The organism is Methylobacterium goesingense (genome assembly GCF_022179225.1).
Lineage (GTDB): Bacteria > Pseudomonadota > Alphaproteobacteria > Rhizobiales > Beijerinckiaceae > Methylobacterium > Methylobacterium goesingense.
The window spans coordinates 48,236-71,972 of sequence record NZ_BPQL01000007.1 but is presented as its reverse complement, the minus strand read 5'-3'; the positions used below and the strand labels follow the sequence as shown (position 1 = coordinate 71,972).

Genomic DNA, 23,737 nt, shown 5'->3' with positions numbered 1-23,737 from the left:
GGCACCTTCAGCGAGGCCGACACGGCCTCGCTGAAGGTGCCGTTCTGGCAGACGTTCCGCCGGGTCAGCCTGCCGATCTGCCTGCCGACCGTGCTGGAACTGTTCGTCTACCTGTTCGTCAACGCGATGACGACGGTCTCGGCGGTGATCTTCCTCTACGGGCCGAGCACCAAGCTCGCGGCCATCGCCATCGTCCACATGGACGAGGCCGGCACCACGGCGGCGGCCGCCGCGATGGCGAGCGTGATCATGGCGACGGCGCTCGGCGCCCGCCTCGCCCTGACGCTGCTCAACCGCGTCTTCATCGCCCGGGCCCAGGGCTGGCGCCGCCGCGAGGCGATCGCATGAGCCGGGACGCGCAGATCGCCGAATCCGAGGGCGACACCAACCGCACCGATCGCCGTGCCGCCTGGCAGGCGCGGAGCCTCGACGGGACGACGCGCGGGCTGCTCGCGCGGGATTCGGAGGCCTTCCTGCACCAGTCGGTCTCGACGCCCTGCCTCAACGCGATCACGCGGGCGGAGGGGGTCTGGATCGAGGACGCCGCCGGGCGCCGCTACATGGATTTTCACGGCAACAACGTCCACCACATCGGCTACGGCCATCCGCGCCTCAAGCGTGCCATCGCCGAGCAGATGGACGCGCTGCCCTTCGCCCCCCGCCGCTACGCCTGCGAGCCCGCCTTGGCCCTGGCCGAGAAACTCGCGGCGATCACGCCCGGCACCCTCGCGAAGGTGCTGTTCACCACCGGCGGGTCGGATGCGGTGGAGGTGGCGGTGAAGGTCGCCCGTGCCGCCACCGGCCGACACAAGACCCTGTCGTTCTGGGATGCCTTCCACGGCGCCGGCACCGGCTCGGCCGCGATGTCGGGGGAGATGCTGTTCCGCTCCGGCCCCGCCGGTCCGCTGGTGGCCGGCGCGCTCCACGTCGCCCCCTTCGGCGGCTACCGCTGCCCCTACGGCACCGACGGCGCCGAGGCGAGCGGCCGGGCCTGCGCCCGCATGATCGACTACGTGCTGACCCGCGACCCCGACGTGGCGGCCCTGGTCGCCGAGCCGACGCGGGCGGTGCCCTACATCCCGCCGCCGGGGTTCTGGGCGGAGGTCCGGCGCATCTGCGACCGGCACGGGGTGCTGCTGATCTTCGACGAGATCCCCACCGGCCTCGGCAAGACCGGGCGGATGTTCTCCTGCGAGCACGACGGTGTCGCGCCCGACATCCTGGTGATCGGCAAGGGCCTCGGCGGCGGCATCCTGCCGATCGCGGCGGTGATCGCCGATCCCTCCCTCGACGTTGGCGGCGCCTGGGCCTTCGGGCACTACACCCACGAGAAGAACCCTGTGACGACGCGGGCCGCCCTGGAGACGATCCGGATCATCGAGGACGAAGACCTTGTCGCCAACGCCGCGCGGGTGGGGGCGCTCGCCCTGGAGCGCCTCGGCGCCATGATGGCGCGCTGCCCGGCCATCGGCGACGTGCGCGGCCGGGGCTGCCTCCTCGGCATCGAACTGGTGCGCGACCGCGCCACCCGCGAACCCGATGCCGACCTCGCCGAGGCGGTGCTGTACCGGGCGCTCGATGCCGGCCTGTCGTTCAAGACCACCATGGGCAATGTCCTGACCCTGACCCCGCCGCTCACCGTCACGCCGGGGCAGATGACGGACGCCCTCGACATCGTCGAGGCAGCCATCGGGGAGGCGGAGCGGGCGCTCCGGGCATGAGCGGGGCCCCGCTGCTCCGGGGCGGCATTTCTGGGGACGTGCGTGCCCGCCGTGGTTCCGAATTCCCCCCGGGTGGTCGTCCACCCCGCCGAGCCCGGTTTCCAAGTCTTCGCTCGGGCATGCGCCTGAAATCACGCGCCGTGCGTTGATCCGGCGAACAAGAATGCCGGGAGGCGCGCCGATGACCGAACTTCAAACCCATTCTCCGCAGGATCTGATCGAGGGCATTGCCCGCGGCTACGCCGCGGACGCTACGCCTCCCCTGACGCCCGAGTTGTCGGAGACCCTGCGCACCGCCCTGCGCAGCGTCGGCTCGGACCTGTCCAGCGACGAACCGCTCGACGAAGCGGGCGTCGGGCGCATCAACGAGGCCCTGGACGCCTTCGAACTCGACCTCGGGGCCGTCGTGGGACCCCGCCTCGATGCGGTTGCCCCGGACGGAACGCTCAGCTTCCGCCAGCGCTCGGAGGCCGGGCGCCCCCTGCGCGCTTTTGGCGGCCAGTAGGCGCCGCAATTTTTTGCATGCGTTCGGCCGGGCGCGGTATATAAGTGTAGGGCCTTTGATGGTATTTTGTATGCCAGAAGTCAGGATCACGGTATGAGCGAGCATGACAACGGTGTGGTCCGCCGCTTCGAGCACCCCGGCAAGGGGCGCGATCGGGCGCGGCCCGTGCCAAAGGGACGTCAGGTCGAGCCCGTGGCCAAGGTCGAGATCGAGCGCCTGCTGGGCGACCGCTCGCGGCAGCGCGACCTCCTGATCGAGCACCTGCACCTCGTGCAGGACACCTACGGCCAGATCAGCGCCCCCCACCTCGCGGCACTCGCCGACGAGATGGGGCTGGCCTTCGCCGAGGTGTTCGAGACGGCGACGTTCTACGCGCATTTCGATGTGCTGAAGGATGGCGAGGCCGACCTGCCGGCGCTCACCGTGCGCGTCTGCGACAGCCTCACCTGCGCGATGTTCGGCGCCGAGCCCCTGCTGGAGGCCCTGCGCGAGACCCTCGGCAGCGGGGTCCGCGTCGTGCGCGCGCCCTGCGTGGGCCTGTGCGACCATGCCCCGGCGGTGGAGGTCGGCCACAACTTCCTGCACAAGGCCGACGTCGCCAGCGTGCAGGCGGCGGTCGCGGCGGGGGATACCCACGCCCATCTGCCGGCCTATCCCGACTACGACGCCTACCGGGCGGGCGGCGGCTACGCCGTCCTCGACCGTCTGCGCTCCGGTGAGGTCAGCATCGACGCGGTTCTTCAGGTGCTGGACGATGGTGGCCTGCGCGGCCTCGGCGGCGCCGGCTTCCCCACGGGCCGCAAGTGGCGCTCGGTGCGCGGCGAGCCCGGTCCCCGCCTCATGGCGGTGAACGGCGACGAGGGCGAGCCCGGCACCTTCAAGGACCAGCTCTACCTCAACGCCGACCCGCACCGCTTCCTCGAGGGCATGCTCATCGGCGCCCACGTGGTGGAGGCGGCCGACGTCTACATCTACCTGCGCGACGAGTACCCGATCTCCCGCGAGATCCTGGCCCGCGAGATCGCCAGGCTCCCCGTCGGCGGACCGCGCATCCACCTGCGCCGGGGTGCGGGCGCCTATATCTGCGGCGAGGAATCCTCGCTGATCGAGTCGCTGGAGGGCAAGCGCGGCCTGCCGCGCCACAAGCCGCCCTTCCCGTTCCAGGTCGGCCTGTTCAACCGCCCGACGCTCATCAACAACGTCGAGACCCTCTACTGGGTCAGGGACCTGTTCGAGAAGGGTGCCGAGTGGTGGAAGGGCCACGGCCGCAACGGCCGGGTCGGCCTGCGCTCCTACTCGGTCTCGGGCCGCGTGAAGGAGCCGGGGGTGAAGCTGGCGCCGGCCGGCCTCACCATCCGTGAACTGATCGAGGAGTATTGCGGCGGCATCAGCGACGGGCACAGCTTCGCGGCCTATCTGCCGGGCGGTGCTTCCGGCGGCATTCTGCCGGCCAGCATGGACGACATCCCCCTCGATTTCGGTACCCTCGAGAAGTACGGCTGCTTCATCGGCTCGGCCGCCGTCATCGTCCTGTCGGACCGTGACGACGTGCGCGGCGCGGCGCTGAACCTGATGCGATTCTTCGAGGACGAGTCCTGCGGGCAGTGCACGCCCTGCCGCTCCGGCACGCAGAAGGCACGCGTGATGATGGAGAATGACGTCTGGGACACCGAGCTCCTCGGCGAACTCTCGCAATGCATGCGCGACGCCTCGATCTGCGGCCTGGGCCAAGCGGCGTCGAACCCGCTGACCACCGTGATCAAGTACTTCCCGGACCTGTTCCCCTCGCCGCAACGGATCGCGGCCGAGTAGCGATCCGTCTCCGATCCGACGGTGCGGCCGCTCCTCGCGGCGGCTGCCCGATCCCCGATTTTCCTGCGCCATGTCTGGAGCGGAACCATGAGCAGCGGCACACAGAACTCTGGTCTCAACGGAGCCCACGCCACCACCCCCACCGGCCCGCAGGATGCGGGCGGCAAGGCGGCCGGCGCCAACCCGGGCGCCGGGAGCACCTACTCCGAAGGCACCCAGTCGGGCGGTCAGGCGGGGCCGGCCCCGAGCGGCACCTTCGGCCTCAAGGAGATGCCCGCCGGCATCCCCGGCGTGATCTTCGAGTTCGACGGGCAGCAGGTCGAGGCCGCGCCCGGTGAGACGATCTGGGCGGTCGCCCAGCGCCTCGGCACGCACATTCCCCACCTCTGCCACAAGCCCGCCCCGGGCTACCGGCCGGACGGCAATTGCCGCGCCTGCATGGTCGAGATCGAGGGCGAGCGCGTGCTTGCCGCCTCGTGCAAGCGGGTGCCGGGCGTCGGCATGAAGGTGAAGTCCGCCTCCGAGCGGGCCACCAAGGCCCGCGCCATGGTGATGGAGCTCCTCGTGGCCGACCAGCCGGCCCGTGAGATCTCGCATGACCCGAACTCGCATTTCTGGGCGCAGGCCGACCATGTCGCGATCAGCGAGAGCCGTTTCCCGGCCGCCCAGCGCTGGGAGGGCGACTGGAGCCACCCGGCCATGCGGGTGAACCTCGACGCCTGCATCCAGTGCAACCTCTGCGTCCGCGCCTGCCGCGAGGTCCAGGTCAACGACGTCATCGGCATGGCCTACCGCTCGGCTGACGCCAAGCCCGTGTTCGACTTCGACGACCCGATGGGCCAGTCGACCTGTGTGGCCTGCGGCGAGTGCGTCCAGGCCTGCCCGACCGGCGCGCTGATGCCGGCGGCCTATCTCGACGATCAACAGACCCGGACCGTCTATCCCGACCGCGAGGTGGATTCCCTCTGCCCGTATTGCGGCGTCGGCTGCCAGGTCTCCTACAAGGTCAAAGACAATAAGATCGTCTACGCCGAGGGGCGCGACGGGCCGGCCAACCAGAACCGCCTCTGCGTGAAGGGCCGCTTCGGCTTCGACTACGTCCACCACCCCCATCGGCTGACCAAGCCGCTGATCCGCCTCGACAATGTCGCCAAGGACGCCAACGACCAGGTCGATCCGGCCAATCCCTGGACCCACTTCCGTGAAGCCACCTGGGAGGAGGCGCTGGAGCGCGCCGCCGGCGGCCTCAAGCACATCCGCGACACCGTTGGCCCCAAGGCTCTGGCGGGCTTCGGCTCGGCCAAGGGCTCGAACGAGGAGGCCTACCTCTTCCAGAAGCTGGTGCGCCTCGGCTTCGGCTCGAACAACGTCGACCACTGCACCCGGCTCTGCCACGCCTCGTCCGTGGCGGCCCTGATGGAGGGCCTGAACTCGGGCGCCGTCTCGGCCCCCTTCGCGGCGGCCCTCGACGCCGAGGTCATCGTCATCATCGGCGCCAACCCGACGGTGAACCACCCGGTGGCCGCGACCTTCATCAAGAACGCGGTCAAGGAGCGCGGCGCCAAGCTGATCATCATGGATCCGCGCCGTCAGGTCCTGTCGCGGCACGCCTACAAGCACCTCGCCTTCAAGCCGGGCTCGGACGTCGCGATGCTCAACGCGATGCTCAACGTCATCGTGACGGAGAAGCTCTACGACGAGCAGTACATCGCCGGGTACACCGAGAACTTCGAGGCTTTGAGGGAGAGCATCGTCGCCTTCACGCCGGAGAAGATGGCCCCGGTCTGCGGCATCGACGCCGAGACCCTGCGCGAGGTCGCACGCCTCTACGCGCGTTCGCGCGCCTCGCTCATCTTCTGGGGCATGGGCGTCAGCCAGCACGTGCACGGCACTGACAACTCGCGCTGCCTGATCGCGCTGGCGCTGACCACCGGCCAGATCGGCCGCCCCGGCACCGGCCTGCACCCCCTGCGCGGCCAGAACAACGTCCAGGGCGCCTCCGATGCCGGCCTGATCCCGATGGTCTACCCCGACTACCAGTCGGTTGAGAACGAGACCGTCCGCGACCTGTTCGAGACGTTCTGGGGCCAGTCCCTCGATCCGAAGAACGGCCTGACCGTGGTCGAGATCATGCGCGCCATCCATGCGGGCGAGATCAAGGGCATGTTCGTCGAGGGCGAGAACCCGGCGATGTCGGATCCCGACCTCAACCACGCCCGGCACGCGCTCGCCATGCTCGACCACCTCGTGGTGCAGGACCTGTTCCTCACGGAGACCGCCTTTCACGCCGACGTGGTGCTGCCGGCCTCCGCCTTCGCCGAGAAGGCGGGCAGCTTCACCAATACCGACCGGCGCGTGCAGATCGCCAAGCCCGTGGTCCCGCCGCCCGGCGATGCCCGCCAGGATTGGTGGATCCTGCAGGAACTCGCCCGCCGCCTCGGCCTCGACTGGACCTATACCGGCCCGGCCGAAATCTTCGCCGAGATGGCGCAGGTGATGCCCTCCCTGAAGAACATCACCTGGGAGCGCCTGGAGCGCGAGGGCGCCGTGACCTACCCGGTCGACGGTCCCGACCAGCCCGGCAACGAGATCATCTTCTATGCCGGCTTCCCGACGGCGAGCGGGCGGGCCAAGATCGTCCCGGCCAACATCGTGCCACCGGACGAGGTGCCCGACACCGAGTTCCCCATGGTGCTCTCCACGGGCCGTGTGCTGGAGCACTGGCACACCGGCTCGATGACCCGGCGCTCGGGCGTCCTCGACGCCCTGGAGCCGGAGGCGGTGGCCTTCATGGCACCGCGGGAGCTCTATCGCCTCGGCCTGGAGCCCGGCGACACCATGCGCCTGGAGACTCGCCGCGGCGCGGTGGAACTCAAGGTCCGGTCCGACCGCGACGTGCCGGTGGGCATGATCTTCATGCCGTTCTGCTACGCCGAGGCCGCCGCCAACCTCCTGACCAACCCGGCCCTCGATCCGATGGGCAAGATCCCGGAGTTCAAGTTCTGCGCGGCCCGCGTCGAAGCGGTCCGGCCCCGGCAGATCGCCGCCGAGTAGCGGCCGCGCACACCGTCACCCATCCGCCGGATGGGTGACGGGCATCCGCTCCCTGCCTCCGTTCGCCCGACCGGACCGATCGGCGTGCCCTATTGCAATTGCTGATCCGTCGCCCGCGCAATGGCGCAGCCGAGCCTGAACAGGAGCAGGTTGGCGGCCTCGATCACCTCCGGCGCGGGCTTGGAGCCCAGCAACTGCTTCAGGGAGAGAGCCATGTCCGCGGCCTGCAGCAGCGGATCCGCATGGGTCGGCGTCGTTCCGAGGACGTAGCGCTCGCCGCCGTCGCGCATATCCGTGATGTCGATCAGGATGCCGTGGGAGCGCTCGGGTTGACCGGCCTGGTCGTGGTACGTCCGCCCGCGACTGAGAAGCCAGCGCACCGTCCCGTCGCGCCTGAACACACGGTATTCGGCAAGCACCAGGCCGCCGACTTGCACGGCCCGGCGCATGTGCTCCATGAGCCAGGTCATGTCGGTCGGATGGACGAGGGCGAGGGCGACCGGCCCCTTGATCTCGCGGTCCGCAAGCTCTGGGTTGCCGGTCAGAACGCGCGCAGCGCCTTCGTCGTACGTGACGACGCCACGCACATGATCCCACGCCCATGTTCCGACCACGCACGAGGCATCGAGGGCAGCGCGAAGGCGGTTCAGGTCCGCGAGGTCGTTCGATATTCCTGTTCCCACGGGCAACTTTCGATGACGGACGGGCAACCTCTGGTGTCTCCCCATCGGCCGACAATCGGCCGATCATTTCGACGATCATCGTAGTTCTAAAATGTGATGGCAACATATGTGAATCGAGAAATTGAGACGCACGCCTGATTTTGGTCGAGTAGCCGACAATTCGAATCCCTGCCACGCTGCCGTGTGATGTGCGATTTCGGGCGGAAGCAGCGCGAAGACGCACGGAGCGAGCGGTATGTCATGTTTCGCCGGCGGGCATGCTCGCGAATGCTGGGTCTCTTGTGGGTTTTCCGAGGGGATTTCGCATAACCGCTACGGAAGACTGTCCGCGTTCAGCCCTGCTCCGGCCCCTCATGATCAGGCGGTCGGCTTTCGGTCCGTAGACGCCATTGCCGTCGGCGAGCTCCCGAAGTCAGGCAGGGCGCCTGTCGCCGGGGCGGGCGCGGGCGCAGATCAGGAACAGGCCCGCGACCCCGAGGGCGACGAGGGACGACGCCGCCAGCGCCCCGGCCAGCCACGCGCCGACGACGTCGCCGAGGTTCATCACCGCCATGTAGATCTGGAACTGCGTCGCGGATGCACGCCCCGCGCGGCTCGCCAGCAGGACGGTGGGGAGCAGGGCGACGTAGAGCAGGGCCGGTACGACGCTGGCCAGCCCCAGGATGACGGGCCCCGTCGCAGCCTCCAGGCCGGCCGCGATCAGCGAGGCCGCGGCACCGAAGGCCAGCGCGCCGGCGGCCAGGAGGGCGCGCAGCGCCCGCTCCGGGCCGACGCGATCGACATAGGCGCCGATGCCCAGCGCGCCAACCGTCCCGCCCAGGAGTGCGAGGAGTGCTTGCAGTCGGGAGAGCGCGCCCGCGTCCCAGCCATGGACCTGCACCAGCGCGACCGCGAAGGGGACCTGGAACAGGGCGAGGCCGAAATCGATGGCAAAGCACATCGCCAGCAGGATCGCGGCGTCGCGGGTCCGAAACGCGGCGAGGAGCCCGCGCATGAAGGACTTCGCCGGGGCCGCCTCCCTCGGCTCGGCGCGGTACGGCGGCGCGCGCAGGCCGAGCGAGACCACCCGGTCGTCCGGTGCCTCGCGCACGAGCAGGGCGGGGAGGGCGAGCACCGTGGTCAGGCCGAGGAGCGCCCCGGCCGCTGCGGCGAAACCTGCCGTCTCGAGGATCCACGCGAAGAGCGCGGTCCCGGCCGCGCTGCCGATGACGAAACCCGCCCGTGTTCCGGCGCTGGTGCGCCCCAGTTCGCCGGCGGGCACGCTGTCCGCGATCATCCGGTCTGTGGCGGTGTCGGCGAGGGAAGCGGCGAGGCTGTGCAGGCAGAGGACGACGCTCACGGCCGTCAGGCCGGGGGGCGCGCCGAGGAGGAGCAGGCCCGCGAGGCTCGCCTGCGCGCAGGCGAGGGCGAGGACGAGCCAGAAGCGGCGCGGACCCATGCGGAACGGGCGCGCGCGGTCGATCAACGGCCCCCAGAGCAGCGGCTGCAGCACCCAGGGCAGGCCGACCACCGCGAGGTGTTGGCCGACGTCCGCCGTGGACGCGCCCGCGGCGGCGAAGTGGTTGACGAGCGCCGTGAGGGCAAAGCCGGCGACGACGCCCTGGTAGAGGTAGAGGAGCGTGAAGAGGCTGACGCGCCAGGTGGCGCTCTGCAGACTCGCCGGCCACTGGCGCATCGCCTCGATCCTCGATCACCCGCGCCGGCCGCGCCGGAACGGCGCCGGCGGGCTCATCGGGCCAACGCGTATCGGCGCGCCCACGGACGTCACCGTAACGTCGATCGCGCGGAAAGAGGATGCGCGCTGCGGCCAGGATCCGGCCCGGTACACGGCGGCCCGTCGCACCGGGCGCCGAAGACGCGCGTGGCCCGCCGGACGCCCTGGTCGGGATGCGACCGGCTCGGATGCGCTCCGCCCGCCATCCGTTGCGCGACCGGGCTTGCCGCCCGCATCGAGGCCCGGCCATCTCAGGCTTGGCCATAGGCGGGCTTGGCCATAGGCTTGACAGGTGTGGACCGGGGCGGTTTCTCCTCGGTTGCAAGACATGGCTGCAAGACTTGGCTGGCACGACATGGAAAGCCCCGGAGCATGACGATGGACGGTGGACGCGCCGATGCAGACGGGATCGCCCGGCCAGGGGCTCGGTCGGGGCGTCTCAGCCGCCGCTCGTTTCTGGCCGGCTCGGCCGTCGGTCTCGGCACCCTGGGGCTCGGGGCTTGTGCGACGTCCGACGGCCTGCTCCTCGCCGAGGCGGCACAGATCTACGGACCGATGCCCGACGAGAGGTTTCCGATCCCGGCGGCGGACATCAGCAAGGTCAATCCGAAATACTATCGTCGCACGGTTCGGTACGAATCCAAGGAGGCGCCCGGCACGATCGTGGTCGATCCGAGCAACTACTACGTCTACCGGATCGAAGGTGATGGCGCCGCCACGCGCTACGGCGCCAATGTGGGGCGCGACGGCTTCCTCTGGAGCGGCGACGCCTATGTCGGCCGCAAGTCCGAATGGGCGACCTGGACACCGCCCAAGGAGATGATCCGGCGTCAGCCCGAGGCCGCCAAGTACGCCAAGGGCATGCCGGGGGGCCTCGACAATCCGCTCGGCGCCCGCACCCTCCACCTCTACCAGAACGGCGCCTACACGCTCTATACGATCTACGCCAGCAGCGATCCCGAATCGATTGGCTCGGGCATCACGAGCGGCTGTGTCGGTCTGCTCAGCCAGGACATGATCCACCTCTACGCGCGAACACCGGTCAAAACGAAGGTAGTCGTGCTGCCTGCGTAGGGTGTCGTGGCGCGCCCGTCGCGAGCCACGCAAAGTCGACCCACCCGTATGCCGACCGCGCGGTTTCGTCTGCGTGGATGAAGCCTTCTCCACGGGAAGCTCCGCCCGACCCTGTCGAGCGCGATCGGCGCATGCCGCGACGCTCCCTCAGGGGCGACCCTGACCCGCGTGAGCCCAAAACGGAGGGCAGCGTGGATAACCGTTGACACGAGGCGCTTCCGCCGTTCAAGAAGCATCCTGTTGCGGGCGTAGTTCAGTGGTAGAACGTCAGCTTCCCAAGCTGAATGTCGTCGGTTCGATCCCGATCGCCCGCTCCAATCTTTTCAGACACTTAGCCCCACCGTGGCCAATCATCCCACACAGCCATCTCACATAGCGGGCTGATAGTGATGAGTGCTGCGAGGGATCTAGCGCTCTTAGAAGGCCTGCGCGAACGCGTTGCAGACGCTCGCGCACCAGATCGCCAGCTGTTCGTCGAGGTGTGGTTCGCGTGCACAGGCAAGCAGTCGCCGGACACAAAAGCCCGCTTCGCGATCCTCCTTGACGCGAAGGCGTGGACCGACGCCGCCCTGTAGCTGACGTTCGCTGCGCGGCTGCGCCGCATCGCCGTCACAGCCGGCACGGGCGCATTATCGGTGGCAATTGGCGCTTCGAACGACCGGGCCGTACAAGCGCCAGTCGCAGTCCAGGAGATCAACTGGCCCGGCAGCATCGGACTTGCCATTCTCGCCTCCGTGCTGGATGACCTCATTGCACAGGGCTCCGCGAAGGCCGGCTCGCAGCCGTCACGGTAGGACAAGCTTTCCGCCTCACCGCCGCATCATAACCGTGCGATAACCGTCGGCGAGCCCTTACCAGCACGGCTAGCGTGCGACTCCAGAAAGACTAATTTGTGTTAGTCGACGTATTCCCTGTGTTAAGAGGCGATTCCGCAACACGAGGAGAAATTTGCTGCGCGTAGGTTGTATCACATGGGAATTTGAACAACCGTCTGCGCGCCGAGTATGTGCGGAGTCGAAACGTGGCCTTCAAGTTTTTTTCGCCTGGTGTGCGCACAATTGATTCATACTACCGAACGAATGGCCTAAATATAGCAGAATCAGTAGCTCAAGAAAATAATCAGCAATCGATAAGAATATCGACAGATCCTCGTTACAGCATGGGTTTTATAAATATTGGAGGATCAGACTTAATTGTCTCATCCGTATTGGAGAACGGCGAGAACAAGGGGCTTGTTACAATACAAAATGGATTCTTGGTTGGTGGAACCCTTTTGCCCGACGGCCGCATCCGACCAGTGTCCTTGTTCCAAAATGGCACAACTATTCAGGCGCGCCAAACAGGGTTTCAGACATCCGAAGGCATTAGCTTTCAGCAAGTCGGAACGAATAATATTTTATATCTGAGTTCCGTCACCAATCCCCAGCCGGGACAGACTTTCACCCTCACCAACGATAATTCATCAGGCTCATTCCCCGATCGGTTCAACTTCAATCCCTGCTTCGCATCAGGCACGCAGATTGCCACGGCCGAAGGTGAAATCCCCGTTGAGAAGCTCAACGTTGGCGATATCGCTATCACTGCCGGAGGCGTGCACCGGCCGGTCCGCTGGATCGGACGCCGTACCCTTTCGTGCAACCATCATCCGCGTCCTGAGGCCATCTGGCCCGTGCGCGTGCTGGCCGGAGCCTTTGGAGATGGGCTGCCGCACCGGGATCTGTGGCTCTCACCGGATCATGCCGTGTGTGTCCGTGTGCTCGACGAGGTGCTGATCCCGATCAAGCACCTGCTCAACGACGCCACCATTGCGCAGATCGAGACGGCCGAAGTCACCTACTGGCACGTCGAACTCGACAGCCACGACATTCTCCTCGCCGAAGGCCTACCCGCCGAGAGCTTCCTCGATACCGGCGTCCGTGCTGGCTTCGAGAACGGCGCCGAGCACATGGTGCTCCATCCCGACTTCTCCCCGCTCACGTTGGACGCCTTCTGCCGACCACTGGTCCAGGAAGGGCCGATCGTTGACGCGGTTCGCCTGCGCCTGCTCGCCCGCGCCTCGGAGTTGGGCTGGACCCTAACCGGCGAGGACGACCTTCACGCTGCCGTCGATGGTGCTGTCGTCTATCCGGAGCGAGAGGGGGCCGCCGCGCGCTTCGCGATCCCGGCCGATGCAACGGAGATCCGCCTGCACTCGCGCAGCTTCGTGCCCGAGCGCGTTCGTGTCGGCGCAGGCGATGGGCGCCGCCTTGGCGTGCCCGTGCGCAGTCTGTCGGTTGTGGACAGTGCAGGAGTGACGCGGTCGCTGCCGATCGGGAGCGAGGCTCTGAGTGAAGGCTTCTCGTTTGTGCAGGGTGGGGCAGATCGGCCTTGGCGCTGGACGACGGGCGAGGCGGTTGTGCCTCCCGTCCTCTGGTCTGGGACCGAAGGAGGCTTCAGCCTTATCGTAGAACTGGCGCCCGACGAGGGGGCTCTACAGGCTTGGCAGGCTCCCGCACTGGTGGCGAGCCAGGAGGCGACCGAAGCCAGCCCTGAAGCCGCCGCGGCGTAGGTGCTGACGGTCGGAGCGCTATCTAGGATGATTAGGCCCGGCCGCTGCAATGGCGCGCCGGGCATTTCTATGCCGATCTGTCAGAGCTTCGAATGCGAATCTGTCATTCGAAGCCCGATCATTCCATCATGATTTAGGAGCAGCTCCAGGGCAGCGAGCGCGACGGCGGCGTCAGCGGTCCGCGAGATCCACCAGCCGACGGTGTGGCAGGCGACGACATCGATCACGAAAGCCATGTCGACGAAGCCAGATCAGGTCGCGACGTTGGTAAAGTCGCTGACCCACAGGGCGTTTGAGCACGGTGCCTTGAACTGTCGGTCGACCCGGCCGAGCGGCGGCCCATTGCGAGGCTTGCGGGATCGATCGGTGGTATGGTGTCGACCCGATACCGGAAGCATGGGCCCCAACCGCTTCCCTCGCGCGTTCACCTCCTTGAGAATATCCAGAAGGGACGCCGATGACTTACTTACGCCTAATCGTTTCCTCACTCGGGGCCATGCTCATTGTCGCGACAGGAGCGCGCGCGGAACCTCCGAAGGCCGCAGTCTTCGACTTCCAACTTGCCGACCTCGGCTCACAGGAGCCGACCGACGCGGACAAGGCGCGCCTGAAACCGCTGAGCGATCAGCTCCGCTCGTTGCTGAAAGAGAGCGCCCGGTACGAGATCGTATCGACCGATCCCGTGCGGGAGGATGTCGCCAAGGGGTCGAACCTACGGCGCTGCAATGGCTGCGCGGAGGAATACGCGAAGAAGCTCGGGGCCGACGTCGCGATCACGGGTGAGATCCAGAAGGTTTCGAACCTCATCCTGAACATCAACGTCTATGTGAAAGATCTCCGGAGCGACAAGGCCGAGCAGGCCTACAGCGTCGATATCAGGGGCGACAACGACGTGTCCTTTGACCGTGGCGTCAAATATCTCGTGAAGAATAGCATGCCTCCCGCTCCCTGAAGGCTTTGCCGGCACGCCGCGTGGTTGCGATATGCGTATCCATCACGCGTCGATCTTCGGTCGAGCGGGCGCTGGGCGAGAGCATCGGAACGTCAGCAGCAGAAACCGGCTCACGATCGCGCCCCAGCGGCTGAAAAGGGTGTCGTACCGGCACCTGACGGATGTCCACCCCGTCGAGCTTCGCGATGGGCGCGATCAGGTCGGCCGCCCGTCCGCGGAGCTCGGCCGCGACCCGGCGCCTCCGGTGTCGATGGTTGCGGTGCCCGCCGCCCAATTGGCTGGATGTCGCAACCGGACAGGAAAACGGGACGGCGCCCCCGAGCGGGTCACGCAAAATTCTTCGCGACCAACGATAAGGTGACGCGAAGGCTCGGTCGTCGTCGAACGTGACTATCCGTAACTGGCAGCGTGAGTTAGATGCGCAGAACGAAATAGGATCCGGCCCAAGGATTTTCTGAATGGCGATGGACGGCACCGAGGTCCTGATCAAGACTGTCACCCGCGAGGAAGCCGCGATCCTCGACGCCTGGGTCGCGCTTCTGAAAGCTGGCGGCGCGCTGCAAACCGGCCGCATCCGGGAAGCCGAGCTTCAAACACAGGCCAGGTCGGTGCTCGAGCAACTCCGCCAGGCCCTTGCCTCGGGCGGCACCGACGCGACCGCGGATGCCTATGCGTCCTTGCGTGAAAGCCTTGCGGATATCTCTCGGTCCCGGGCCATCCAGGGCTTCACCCCGACCGATACCATCTCCTTCCTGTTCTCGCTCAAGGAGCCGATCTTCGACGCCTTGAGCCGGGCTTCCGGGACGGATGCCGCACAGGTTACGGCGGGTATCTGGTCGGCGAGCAAGGTGCTCGACCAGCTCGGTCTGCACACCATGGAGGTCTTCCAGCAGAGCCGCGAGGAGGTGATCGGGCGCCAGAGCGAAGAAATCGCCGAACTCTCGACGCCGGTCGTGCGGCTCTGGGACGGCATCCTCGCCCTGCCCCTGATCGGCACCCTCGACAGCGCACGAACCGGCGTGGTGATGGAGAACCTCCTGCAGGCCATCGTCGACGAGGAGGCGGAAATCGCCATCATCGACATCACGGGCGTGCCGACCGTCGACACGCTCGTGGCCCAGCACCTCTTGAAGGCCATCGCGGCTGCCCGCCTGATGGGGGCCGACTGCATCGTCTCGGGCATCCGCCCCCAGATCGCCCAGACCATGGTCCATCTCGGCGTCGAGCTCAACGTGATCTCCAAGTCCACCCTGGCCGATGCCTTCGCACTGGCGCTACGCAGGACGGGCCGCAGCGTCGTTCGCAAGGCTCCATCCGCACCAGACGAAAGCCGCCGCTAGCATCATGGACCGCATCCCGATCCTCAAGCTGGGTGGCGCGCTGATCGTGACCATCCAGGTCGACATGCACGACCGTCTCGCGGTCGCTCTGGAGGAGGACCTCACGGCGATGATTTCGCGTACCGGCGCGCGGGGTGTGCTGATCGAAATATCGGCTCTGGAGATCGTCGATTCCTTCATCGGGCGCATGCTCGACAACATTGCATCGGTCTCGCGCGTCCTCGACGCGGAGACCGTTGTCGTCGGAATGCGCCCAGCCGTCGCCATCACGCTGGTCGAGCTGGGCCTGACGCTGTCCGGCATCAAGACGGCCCTGAACGTCGAGCGCGGCATGGCGATCATCCAGGCCCGGCTCGACGAGGAGGACGCCGATGGCCTGAGGAGCGCTCGTGGCCGTTACGAGGACTGAGCGTAAATCGATCCAGTCCGCGGACGATGTCGTGCGCGTTCGCCAGACCGTCCGCACCTTTGCGGTCGAGGCGGGGCTCGGCCTGGTCGATCAGACCAAGATCGTCACGGCGGCGAGCGAACTCGCCCGCAACACGTTGGACTACGGCGGCGGCGGCGAGGTTCGGATCGAGCTTCTGCAGGAGGGGCGCCGCCATGGCGTGCGCCTGACCTTCGAGGACGAGGGCCCCGGCATTCCCGACATCGGACTTGCCCTCACCGACCACTACACGACAGGGGGCGGCCTGGGCCTTGGCTTGAGCGGTGCCAAACGCCTCTCCAACGAGTTCCATCTCGAATCGACCGTCGGCATCGGAACACGCGTCGTCATCGCGCGCTGGAAGTGAACATGATCAGCGTCGCCGTCACCGAGGCAAGCCAGGTCGCCGAAGCGAGGCGCAGGGCAAGCGGCGTCGCGCTGTCGCTGGGGTTCGATGAAACGGCGGGCGGCCGCGTTGCCATCGTCGTCACCGAACTTGCGACCAACCTCGTCAAGTACGGGACCAACGGGGAGATCCTCATCGGGATCTTCGAGGACGAAACCGGCACGGGCGTTCAAATTCTGGCACTCGACCGTGGCACCGGGATTTCCGACGTCGCCGCAGTGCTGCGCGATGGCTTTTCCACCGGGGGCAGCCCCGGTACCGGCCTCGGTGCCGTCAGGCGCCAATCCCAGGCTTTCGATATCGCCGCGTGGCCGAGGCGTGGGCTGGCCGTGCTTGCGCGCATCGCCGGCACGGTGAGCAAGGGCTCATCCAATGCTCCCAATCCACTTCCCTTTTTCGGCGCCGTGGGCGTGCCCTTGCGCGGTGAGGCCGTGAATGGGGACGCCTACTGCATCCGTCCACACGGCAGGGGGTGGACCGTGCTGGTGGCCGATGGTCTCGGGCATGGACCTCAGGCCGCGCAGGCTTCGGACGCAGCCGTGCGCGTGTTTCGCGCGCACGATCACGAGCCGCCCGGGCGCATCCTCGAGGCGGTTCATGCTGGGCTCGGCCATACCCGCGGTGGAGCGGTGTCGGTGGCGCGCTACGACCCTGACCGCGAGACGCTGGTGTTCACCGGCATCGGCAACGTCGCGGGCGGCGTGATCACCGGTGGCGTGACCAAGCGCCTGGTTTCCCTGTCCGGAACCGCCGGTCTCGTCGCGCGCCGCATCCAGGAGTTCGAGTATCCCTTTACGCCGCAGAGCCTCTTCGTGATGTGCTCAGACGGCATCGGAACGAGTTGGTCCCTCGACAACTACCCCGGCCTGGCCGGCGCCCATCCGAGCCTCGTCGCGGGCGTGATCTACCGCGACTTCGCCCGAGGACGCGACGATGCCACCGTCGTGGTCGCCAAGGACCCGGAATCGTGAAGTGGCCTCTCGTGACGATGATGATCGCGCACGAGGATGACATCTTCACCGTGCGTCAGCGTGTCCGACGCGTGGCGGGCCAAGTCGGCTTCGGTGCGCCGGACCAGACCCGGATCGCCACCGCGGTTTCGGAGATCGCGCGCAACGCCCACGACTATGCCGGCGGTGGTCGGGTCGAGCTCGGGGTCGATGTCATCACCGGGCGTCAGGCGCTCGTCGTGCGCATCGTCGATCAGGGACCTGGCATCGCCGAACTCTCCGCGATCCTGGAGGGCAGGTATCGCTCGGCCACAGGCCTCGGCATCGGCATCACCGGCTCGCGCCGGCTCATGGACCGTTTTGACGTTCTCACCAAACCCGGTGCCGGTACGACGGTGACGTTGGGGAAGGTCATTCCCGCTGGGCGCTCTCCGCTGACCGGACCGGCGGTCGCCGCGTTGGCGGAGGCGATGCGGGGCTGGAGCGAAGGGCCACAAGCCGCGATGCGGGAGCAGAACCGCGAATTGCTCGCCAGCCTCGCGGACCTGTCCGAACGCGAGGAGGAAGCCCGGCGCCTGAACGCCGAGTTGGCGGAGACCAACCGGGGTGTGGTCGCGCTCTATGCCGAACTGGAGACCCAGGCTGGGCAGTTGCGCGAGGCCGGCGCGACCCTGGAAAGTCAGGTCTCGGAACGCACGATCGAACTCGCGCAGGCGAACGAACGGCTCAAGGCCGAAGCCGAGGAGCGCGAGCGCATGGGGGAGGACCTGCGCCAGTCCCAGAAGATGGAAGCCGTGGGGCAGCTCACCGGTGGCATCGCGCATGACTTCAACAATCTGCTCACCGGCATCGTTGGATCGCTCGACCTGATGCAGACCCGGATGCGGCAGGGCCGTACCGAGAACCTGCAGCGCTACATCGAGACGGCCATGGCCTCGGCCAATCGCGCCGCGGCTCTGACCCATCGGCTCCTCGCCTTCGCCCGTCGCCAGCCCCTCGACCCGAAGCCGACGGACGTGAACGCGCTGATCGGCGGCATGTCCGATCTCCTCCGTCGGACCACGAGCGAAGCCATCGAGTTGCGGGTCCTCTCGGAGCCTGCCCTCTGGCCGACCCTGTGCGACCCGCATCAGCTTGAGAACGCGATCCTGAACCTCGTCATCAACGCGCGCGATGCCATGCCCAACGGGGGCGTCCTGACCATCGCGACCACCAATGGGCGGCACGAGGCGAAGGACCCGGATCTGCGGAACTTGGGGCTGACATCGGAGTATGTCTGCATCAGCGTCTCCGACACGGGAACCGGCATGCCACCCGAGGTCGTGGCGCGGGCCTTCGACCCGTTCTTCACCACGAAGCCGCTTGGCCAGGGGACGGGCCTGGGCCTGTCGATGATCTACGGCTTTGCCCGTCAGTCCGAAGGGCAGGCGCACATCGAGAGTGTCGTGGGTCGCGGGACCACGGTCACCATTCGCCTTCCTCGTAACGCCGCGAGCCATGTCGAGGTGGCGCCTGCGACGGAGATCGGCGAGCTCCCGCGTGGAGCGGGCGAGACCGTACTGGTGGTCGAGGACGAGCAGACCGTGCGGGACCTCATCGTCGAGGTCCTCCATGACCTCGGCTACAAGACCCTTCAGGCCGGCGACGGACCCTCCGGACTACGGGTCATCCAGTCATCGGTGCAGATCGACCTTCTGGTCTCGGACGTGGGCTTGCCGGGCCTGAATGGACGGCAACTCGCGGATCAGGCGCGCGAAACCCGTCCCGACCTCAAGGTGCTGTTCATCACCGGCTATGCGGAAAGCGCGGCGACGCCTTCGGGTTTTCTCGACCCCGGCATGGCGATGATCACGAAGCCCTTCGCGGTGGATACACTCATGTCCCGCATCAGAGACATGATCGAAGGCAACGGCTCGTAACCGAGGCCGCCGGAATGCCGGCTGCACGATGTTTCCGTGAGATCGCGTCTCCCAGGAGCTGTCGCGGACCCGCCGCCCGTTTCGCGGCCTGGTCGAGCCCGGGGCGGACAATGGCGAGGATGTGGAGATCTGCGACGGGGATCGGTTAGCGCTCGGAGACCCGCGACAAGGCCCGTAGCCGCCGCTCCTCAGCGGAAGGGGACAGCTGAGTATCGGTTGAGGTGGGGGCGGCCCCGTCGTTCATGGCACGGCCCTCAGGCGGCCTGCGCGGCCGGCTCGAAGGCGAGCAGGGCATCGACGTGGAGGACGACGAGCAGTTTCGTGTCGAGGCGATGCACACCGAGCGCGAGACGGCGCCAGCGTGCGTCCAGGTTGGGCGGAACGGGCTCGAAGCTGTCGCGTGTGAGGCGCAGCACCTCGCCGACGCCGTCGACGATGAGGCCGAAGGTCTCGCCGCCCTGTTCCAGGCCCACCGCCATGCCGCTTTCCCCGGAGGTCGACGGCGCAAGGCCGAGCCGGCGGCGCAGGCAGAGCGCGGTGACCACCCGGCCCCGCAGGTTCAGCAGGCCCACCACTTCGGGCGGAGCGAGCGGGACCGGCGTGACCGAGGCCGGCTTGAAGACGTCGTGCACCCGGGCGATGGGCAGGCCGAACAGGGCCTCCCCCACCGTCACGGTCACGTAGTCATGCGTCGCGCCGGACATCGCCGGGGGCTGGTCTGGGTGCGTCATGGCCGGATTCCGTCGTTCAGGCCGCGAGGGCGATGGGGTCGGGCCTCGGCCCGGAGGTGGCGGGGAGCGGGCTCGTGCCGTCCGACAGCGACAGGACGTGCCCGACATCGACGAGGTCCGTGGCCCGCCCGCGCAGCACCAGCGTTCCCAGGATGCCGGGGCGGCGGGACGTGACCTCGACCTCGGACTCCTCGGAGACGATGTCGACGATGCCGTCGACCAGCAGGCCGGTCGGGCGCTCGCCGGCCGAGAACACCAGGAGGTCCTGACTTCCCGCCCGGCGGACCGCCATGCCGGCCTCCGCCGGGACGAGCCGCATGAGGCGGCCCCGGTACTGGAGCACCGGATTCTCGCCGAGCCACTCGATCCGCTCCGCCGCAACTGTCTCCAGCCGCGTGACCAGCGAGAGCGGTACCGCCCTGAGGTCGTTCCCGCTGCGGAAGACGAGGTAGCGCGCGGCCGTCCCGTCCGCCGCGGACCCGTCCGGCGTGGCGTCCACGTCCGCCTGGCGGGTCTCGGCCGATACCGTGGCGGCGACGCCGTTCGGGTCGACGATGAGCACCACGGTGCCGTCGCCCAGGATGGTGTTGCCGGCGAAGAGCGGGATGCTCCGGAGCTTGGCGGACATCGGCTTCACGACGATCTCCTCCGTGTGGAAGACCTCGTCCACGAGGATACCGAAGCGCTGGCGCCCGACCTCAGCCACCACCACGAAGGCATCGTCCGGCACCGGCGCGTCGAGCCCCAGCGCGCCGGCGAGCGGCACCACCGGCAGCAACCGGTCGCGCAGGCGCAGCACAGGGGCCCCGTTGATGCGCTCCACGGTCTGTGCGGACCGCGCCCCGACCCGCACCAGTTCGAGCACGGCCACCTGGGGCAGGGCGAAGCGGTCCGCTCCGGCCCTGACGATCAGGGCGGCCACGATGGCCAGGGTGAGCGGGATCTTGATGGTGAAGGTGGTGCCGCGCCCGGCCTCGGTGGCGATGTCGATGACGCCACCGATGGTCTCGATGTTGGATTTCACCACGTCCATGCCGACGCCACGTCCCGAGACCGCCGTGACGGCGGCGGCCGTGGAGAAGCCCGCATCGAAGATGAACTTCGCCACCTGGGCATCCGGCATGCGCTCGACCGCGTCTTGTGAGGCGAGGCCCCGCTCGACAGCCTTGCGACGGATGGCCATGAGATCGAGGCCCTTGCCGTCGTCGGCGATCTCGATCGTGATCGTACCGCCCTCGTGGTAGGCGGAGAGCCGGATGGTGCCGCGCGCCGGCTTGCCGGCGGCGATGCGCGCTTGCGTACCCTCGAGTCCGTGGTCGGCCGAGTTGCGCACCATGTGGGTGAGCGGGTCCTTGATGACCTCGAGGACCTGGCGGTCGAGCTCGGTCTCTGCGCCGCTCATCACGAGCTCGATCTGCTTGCCGAGTTCCGAGGACAGGTCGCGGACCACGCGGGGCAGTTTCTGCCAGGCGTTTCCGATGGGCTGCATGCGCGTCCGCATCACGCCGTCCTGCAGCTCGGCGGTGACCTGGCTCAGGCGCTGGAGCGGTACCTTGTAGGCGTCGTCCTCCGAGGTCCGGGCGATCTCGAGGAGCTGGTTGCGGGTCAGAACCAACTCGGACACCATCGTCATGAGGTGTTCGAGGGTATCGACGTTGACCCGGAGGGTCTGGGCCTTGGTCGCCCCCGGCTCGGTCTCCGGCGTCGCGGCGACGGGACCCGGTACCGGCGACGGAAGCGTGACGGCGTCAGGGCCCGATGCCGCCCAGAAGGCTGCCGCCAGTTCGTCGAGTGCCGCCGCCGGTTCGACCGAAGAGGACACAGGGACACGCTCGGCCGACGCGGACCAGCCCGCCGCGACCGCTTCCGCCCCGGTCATGGTGACCTGCCCCGTCGCCATCGATTCGAGGGCGTCGATCAGGTCGGCGTCCTCCCCGGGCGGCTCGGTACCCGCGACCGCGAGCGCATTCAGGATCTGCTTGAGCCGGTCGAGGGTGGCGAGCACCAGCGTCACCGCCTCCGACGTCGCCGGCAGCCCATCCCGGAACCTGTCCATCAGGGTCTCGGCGGCGTGTGCCAGGGCCTCCAGGCGGGGCAGACCGAGGAATCCGCAGGTGCCCTTGATGGTGTGCACCAGACGGAAGACGTTGCGCAGCACCGCCGCTTCGGTGGGATCGCGCTCGAACCGCACGAGCTCGGCGTCGACGGTGTCGAGGTGCTCGGCAGTCTCGGTCAGGAATTCGCGCAGAAGGTCGTCCATCGGTTCTCTCCTGGTCTCGGTGGCGGTCCGACTCAGGCCGCCATGCTGCGCGAGGCCTCGCGGACCTGACGGGTGGAGGCATCGACCTCGCGGGCGGAGGCGGCGATCAAGCCCACGTTCTGGCTGATCTCGGTGACGGCGCTCGTCATCGCCTGCATGTTGGCCGACATCTCCTGGGCCACCGCGGCCTGCTGCTCCACGGCGGTCGAGATGGAGGCCGAGATGTCGTTCACCTGCCCGATGGTCTCGCCGATGCCCGCGATGGCGGTGGCGGCCTCCTTGGCGGCCGACTGGGTGCCGGCGATCTGACTCCCGATGCTCTCGGTCGCCCTCGCCGTCTGGGCCGCCAGGCTCTTCACCTCGGCCGCGACGACCGCGAAGCCTCGGCCGGCTTCGCCGGCCCGCGCCGCCTCGATGGTGGCGTTCAGCGCCAGGAGGTTGGTCTGGCGAGCGATGTCGTCGATGAGTTCGATCACCTCGCCGATGGACTGGGCCGCCGTGGCGAGGCCGGCGACCACGGTCGAGGTGGCGTTCGCCTGCTCGACCGCGCGCCCGGTGATCTGCAGGGCGCGGCTGACCTGCTTGCTGATCTCGCCGACCGAGGCCGCAAGCTCCTCGGCCCCTGCGGCGACGTTCTGGGTGTTGCCGGAGGCCTGCTCGGCCGCGCTCGCGGCGCTCACCGCCTGTTCCGAGGCGCGTGAGACGGACGCTGCGACGCCGTCGAGGTCACTGTCGATGCCGCGCTGCAGCTCTGCCCGGCGCTGCCGCTCGACCACGGACGCGGTGATGTCGGTGGCGAACTTCACGACCTTCACCAGGCGGCCGGAGGCGTCCCGGACCGGGTTGTAGGTCGCCTGGATCCAGGCTTCACGGCCGCCCTTGGCGATGCGCTTGAACTCGGCCTGCTGAAAATCGCCGCGCCGCAGGGCCTCCCAGAAGGCGCGGTAGGCCGGCCGGTCTCGCTCGCCCGCGTCCACGAACAGTGCGTGGTGCTTGCCGCGCACCTCGTCGAGGCCGTAGCCGACGACCGCCAGAAAGTTGGCGTTGGCGGTGATGACCGTGCCGTCGAGGTTGAATTCGATGATGCCCTGTGAGCGGTCGAGGGCGTTCAGCTTGCCCTCGAAATCGGCGTTGCGCAGCTTCTGAGCGGTGATGTCGGTGGCGCACTTGAACACGCCATAGGGTTTGCCGTCGCGGCCGAAGAGCGGGTTGTAGCTCGCCTGAATCCAGACCTCACGCCCCCCCTTGCCGATCCGCTTGTACTCGGCGGCCTGGAACTCGCCCCGGCGCAGGGCCTCCCAGAACTGGCGGTAGGTGGCTCCGTCCCGCTCGGAGGGGTCCACGAACATGGCGTGGTTCTGGCCGCGGATCTCGTCGAGGCCGTACCCCAACGCATCGAGGAAGTTCTTGTTGGCGTTAACGACCTTGCCGCCGAGGTCGAACTCGATCAGCGCCTGGGACGTGTCGAGCGCGTTGAGCTTTGCCTTGAGTTCATAGCCCTTCCAGAACATCGCCATCCCCCATGCGACCGGCTCTCGGCCGTCGATGGGCAGACTAGGCGGCGCATCATAATGCTTGCGAAGCGGGATCCTCCAGACTCAGGGGTATTACAGGGAATTTGCGTCTAATTTTCTGTCATTT

At 67.8% G+C, this 23,737-nt stretch carries 17 protein-coding genes, 1 tRNA gene and 2 pseudogenes; 14 read left to right on the top strand and 6 right to left on the bottom strand.

Annotated features, from left to right (window positions below):
* The 5 genes and pseudogenes from MFF30_RS01305 to fdhF form a co-directional block, all read left to right on the top strand.
* Nucleotides 1–348: pseudogene (locus MFF30_RS01305) on the top strand (putative 2-aminoethylphosphonate ABC transporter permease subunit); the annotation flags it as partial.
* Complete coding sequence (gene pbfA / locus MFF30_RS01300; RefSeq protein WP_238275545.1) at nucleotides 345–1,721, top strand: (R)-1-hydroxy-2-aminoethylphosphonate ammonia-lyase; 1,377 nt, start codon at nucleotides 345–347, stop codon at nucleotides 1,719–1,721. The pseudogene MFF30_RS01305 and the gene pbfA, both read left to right, overlap by 4 nt.
* Before the next feature lie 181 nt (nucleotides 1,722–1,902).
* The gene (locus tag MFF30_RS01295; protein ID WP_238275543.1) at nucleotides 1,903–2,226 is read left to right on the top strand and encodes a hypothetical protein; all 324 of its coding nucleotides are present in this window, start codon (nucleotides 1,903–1,905) and stop codon (nucleotides 2,224–2,226) included.
* A 93-nt stretch (nucleotides 2,227–2,319) separates the two neighbouring features.
* Complete coding sequence (locus tag MFF30_RS01290) at nucleotides 2,320–4,038, top strand: NAD(P)H-dependent oxidoreductase subunit E (protein ID WP_238275542.1); 1,719 nt, start codon at nucleotides 2,320–2,322, stop codon at nucleotides 4,036–4,038.
* Nucleotides 4,039–4,125: 87 nt separating this feature from the next.
* Nucleotides 4,126–7,092 (top strand): formate dehydrogenase subunit alpha, encoded by a 2,967-nt coding sequence (fdhF, locus tag MFF30_RS01285; protein WP_238275540.1) that lies wholly within the window; start codon nucleotides 4,126–4,128, stop codon nucleotides 7,090–7,092.
* Nucleotides 7,093–7,181: 89 nt separating this feature from the next.
* Here the strand turns inward: fdhF and MFF30_RS01280 are convergent, their stop codons facing one another.
* Together MFF30_RS01280 and MFF30_RS01275 are read right to left on the bottom strand one after the other, a co-directional pair.
* On the bottom strand, nucleotides 7,182–7,820 hold the full coding sequence (locus MFF30_RS01280) for a PAS domain-containing protein (RefSeq protein ID WP_373320816.1): 639 nt from the start codon (nucleotides 7,818–7,820) through the stop codon (nucleotides 7,182–7,184).
* Nucleotides 7,821–8,187: 367 nt separating this feature from the next.
* Complete coding sequence (locus MFF30_RS01275) at nucleotides 8,188–9,450, bottom strand: MFS transporter (protein ID WP_238275536.1); 1,263 nt, start codon at nucleotides 9,448–9,450, stop codon at nucleotides 8,188–8,190.
* 411 nt (nucleotides 9,451–9,861) lie between these two features.
* Here MFF30_RS01275 and MFF30_RS01270 point away from each other — a divergent pair, with 411 nt between their 5' ends.
* The 3 genes from MFF30_RS01270 (at nucleotide 9,862) to MFF30_RS01260 (ending at nucleotide 13,111) form a co-directional block, all read left to right on the top strand.
* On the top strand, nucleotides 9,862–10,563 hold the full coding sequence (locus MFF30_RS01270) for a L,D-transpeptidase (protein WP_238275534.1): 702 nt from the start codon (nucleotides 9,862–9,864) through the stop codon (nucleotides 10,561–10,563).
* A gap of 242 nt (nucleotides 10,564–10,805) precedes the next feature.
* Nucleotides 10,806–10,880 (top strand) — tRNA-Gly (locus MFF30_RS01265).
* Nucleotides 10,881–11,584: 704 nt separating this feature from the next.
* Complete coding sequence (locus MFF30_RS01260; RefSeq protein WP_238275532.1) at nucleotides 11,585–13,111, top strand: Hint domain-containing protein; 1,527 nt, start codon at nucleotides 11,585–11,587, stop codon at nucleotides 13,109–13,111.
* 125 nt (nucleotides 13,112–13,236) lie between these two features.
* Here MFF30_RS01260 and MFF30_RS01255 read toward each other — a convergent pair.
* Nucleotides 13,237–13,446, bottom strand: a pseudogene (locus MFF30_RS01255) (IS3 family transposase); the annotation flags it as partial.
* Between the two features lie 122 nt (nucleotides 13,447–13,568).
* Here MFF30_RS01255 and MFF30_RS01250 point away from each other — a divergent pair.
* From MFF30_RS01250 to MFF30_RS26050, 6 genes are all read left to right on the top strand, one after another.
* Nucleotides 13,569–14,063 (top strand): DUF3280 domain-containing protein, encoded by a 495-nt coding sequence (locus MFF30_RS01250; RefSeq protein ID WP_238275530.1) that lies wholly within the window; start codon nucleotides 13,569–13,571, stop codon nucleotides 14,061–14,063.
* A gap of 458 nt (nucleotides 14,064–14,521) precedes the next feature.
* On the top strand, nucleotides 14,522–15,403 hold the full coding sequence (locus tag MFF30_RS01245; RefSeq protein ID WP_238275528.1) for an STAS domain-containing protein: 882 nt from the start codon (nucleotides 14,522–14,524) through the stop codon (nucleotides 15,401–15,403).
* A 4-nt stretch (nucleotides 15,404–15,407) separates the two neighbouring features.
* Nucleotides 15,408–15,812 carry an STAS domain-containing protein gene (locus tag MFF30_RS01240; RefSeq protein WP_238275526.1) on the top strand — a complete coding sequence of 135 codons (405 nt, stop codon included), beginning with the start codon at nucleotides 15,408–15,410 and terminating at the stop codon, nucleotides 15,810–15,812.
* 31 nt (nucleotides 15,813–15,843) lie between these two features.
* On the top strand, nucleotides 15,844–16,197 hold the full coding sequence (locus MFF30_RS01235) for an anti-sigma regulatory factor (RefSeq protein WP_238275524.1): 354 nt from the start codon (nucleotides 15,844–15,846) through the stop codon (nucleotides 16,195–16,197).
* Nucleotides 16,198–16,199: 2 nt separating this feature from the next.
* On the top strand, nucleotides 16,200–17,207 hold the full coding sequence (locus MFF30_RS01230) for an ATP-binding SpoIIE family protein phosphatase (protein WP_238275522.1): 1,008 nt from the start codon (nucleotides 16,200–16,202) through the stop codon (nucleotides 17,205–17,207).
* Entirely contained in the window at nucleotides 17,204–19,105 is a 1,902-nt protein-coding gene (locus MFF30_RS26050) for an ATP-binding protein (protein ID WP_306424551.1), read from the top strand. Before MFF30_RS01230 ends, MFF30_RS26050 begins: the two co-directional genes overlap by 4 nt.
* A gap of 254 nt (nucleotides 19,106–19,359) precedes the next feature.
* Here MFF30_RS26050 and MFF30_RS01215 read toward each other — a convergent pair whose 3' ends face one another.
* Genes MFF30_RS01215 through MFF30_RS01205 form a run of 3 tightly spaced genes read right to left on the bottom strand, consistent with a single transcriptional unit; the run spans nucleotide 19,360 to nucleotide 23,613 of the window.
* Nucleotides 19,360–19,836 (bottom strand): chemotaxis protein CheW, encoded by a 477-nt coding sequence (locus tag MFF30_RS01215; protein ID WP_238275520.1) that lies wholly within the window; start codon nucleotides 19,834–19,836, stop codon nucleotides 19,360–19,362.
* A gap of 16 nt (nucleotides 19,837–19,852) precedes the next feature.
* The gene (locus tag MFF30_RS01210; protein ID WP_238275518.1) at nucleotides 19,853–22,096 is read right to left on the bottom strand and encodes a chemotaxis protein CheA; all 2,244 of its coding nucleotides are present in this window, start codon (nucleotides 22,094–22,096) and stop codon (nucleotides 19,853–19,855) included.
* Nucleotides 22,097–22,128: 32 nt separating this feature from the next.
* A complete protein-coding gene (locus tag MFF30_RS01205; protein ID WP_238275516.1) occupies nucleotides 22,129–23,613 on the bottom strand; it encodes a methyl-accepting chemotaxis protein in 1,485 nt (494 codons plus the stop codon).
* Nucleotides 23,614–23,737 lie beyond the last annotated feature (124 nt).

Coding starts and splice junctions, on each gene's coding strand:
- pbfA (WP_238275545.1), top strand. CDS start 345: ATGAGCCGGGACGCGCAGATCGCCGAATCCGAGGGCGACACCAACCGC.
- MFF30_RS01240 (WP_238275526.1), top strand. CDS start 15,408: ATGGACCGCATCCCGATCCTCAAGCTGGGTGGCGCGCTGATCGTGACC.
- MFF30_RS01250 (WP_238275530.1), top strand. CDS start 13,569: ATGACTTACTTACGCCTAATCGTTTCCTCACTCGGGGCCATGCTCATT.
- MFF30_RS01270 (WP_238275534.1), top strand. CDS start 9,862: ATGACGATGGACGGTGGACGCGCCGATGCAGACGGGATCGCCCGGCCA.
- MFF30_RS01215 (WP_238275520.1), bottom strand. CDS start 19,836: ATGACGCACCCAGACCAGCCCCCGGCGATGTCCGGCGCGACGCATGAC.
- fdhF (WP_238275540.1), top strand. CDS start 4,126: ATGAGCAGCGGCACACAGAACTCTGGTCTCAACGGAGCCCACGCCACC.
- MFF30_RS01245 (WP_238275528.1), top strand. CDS start 14,522: ATGGCGATGGACGGCACCGAGGTCCTGATCAAGACTGTCACCCGCGAG.
- MFF30_RS01205 (WP_238275516.1), bottom strand. CDS start 23,613: ATGGCGATGTTCTGGAAGGGCTATGAACTCAAGGCAAAGCTCAACGCG.
- MFF30_RS01290 (WP_238275542.1), top strand. CDS start 2,320: ATGAGCGAGCATGACAACGGTGTGGTCCGCCGCTTCGAGCACCCCGGC.
- MFF30_RS01210 (WP_238275518.1), bottom strand. CDS start 22,096: ATGGACGACCTTCTGCGCGAATTCCTGACCGAGACTGCCGAGCACCTC.
- MFF30_RS01280 (WP_373320816.1), bottom strand. CDS start 7,820: ATGGGGAGACACCAGAGGTTGCCCGTCCGTCATCGAAAGTTGCCCGTG.
- MFF30_RS01275 (WP_238275536.1), bottom strand. CDS start 9,450: ATGCGCCAGTGGCCGGCGAGTCTGCAGAGCGCCACCTGGCGCGTCAGC.
- MFF30_RS01230 (WP_238275522.1), top strand. CDS start 16,200: ATGATCAGCGTCGCCGTCACCGAGGCAAGCCAGGTCGCCGAAGCGAGG.
- MFF30_RS01295 (WP_238275543.1), top strand. CDS start 1,903: ATGACCGAACTTCAAACCCATTCTCCGCAGGATCTGATCGAGGGCATT.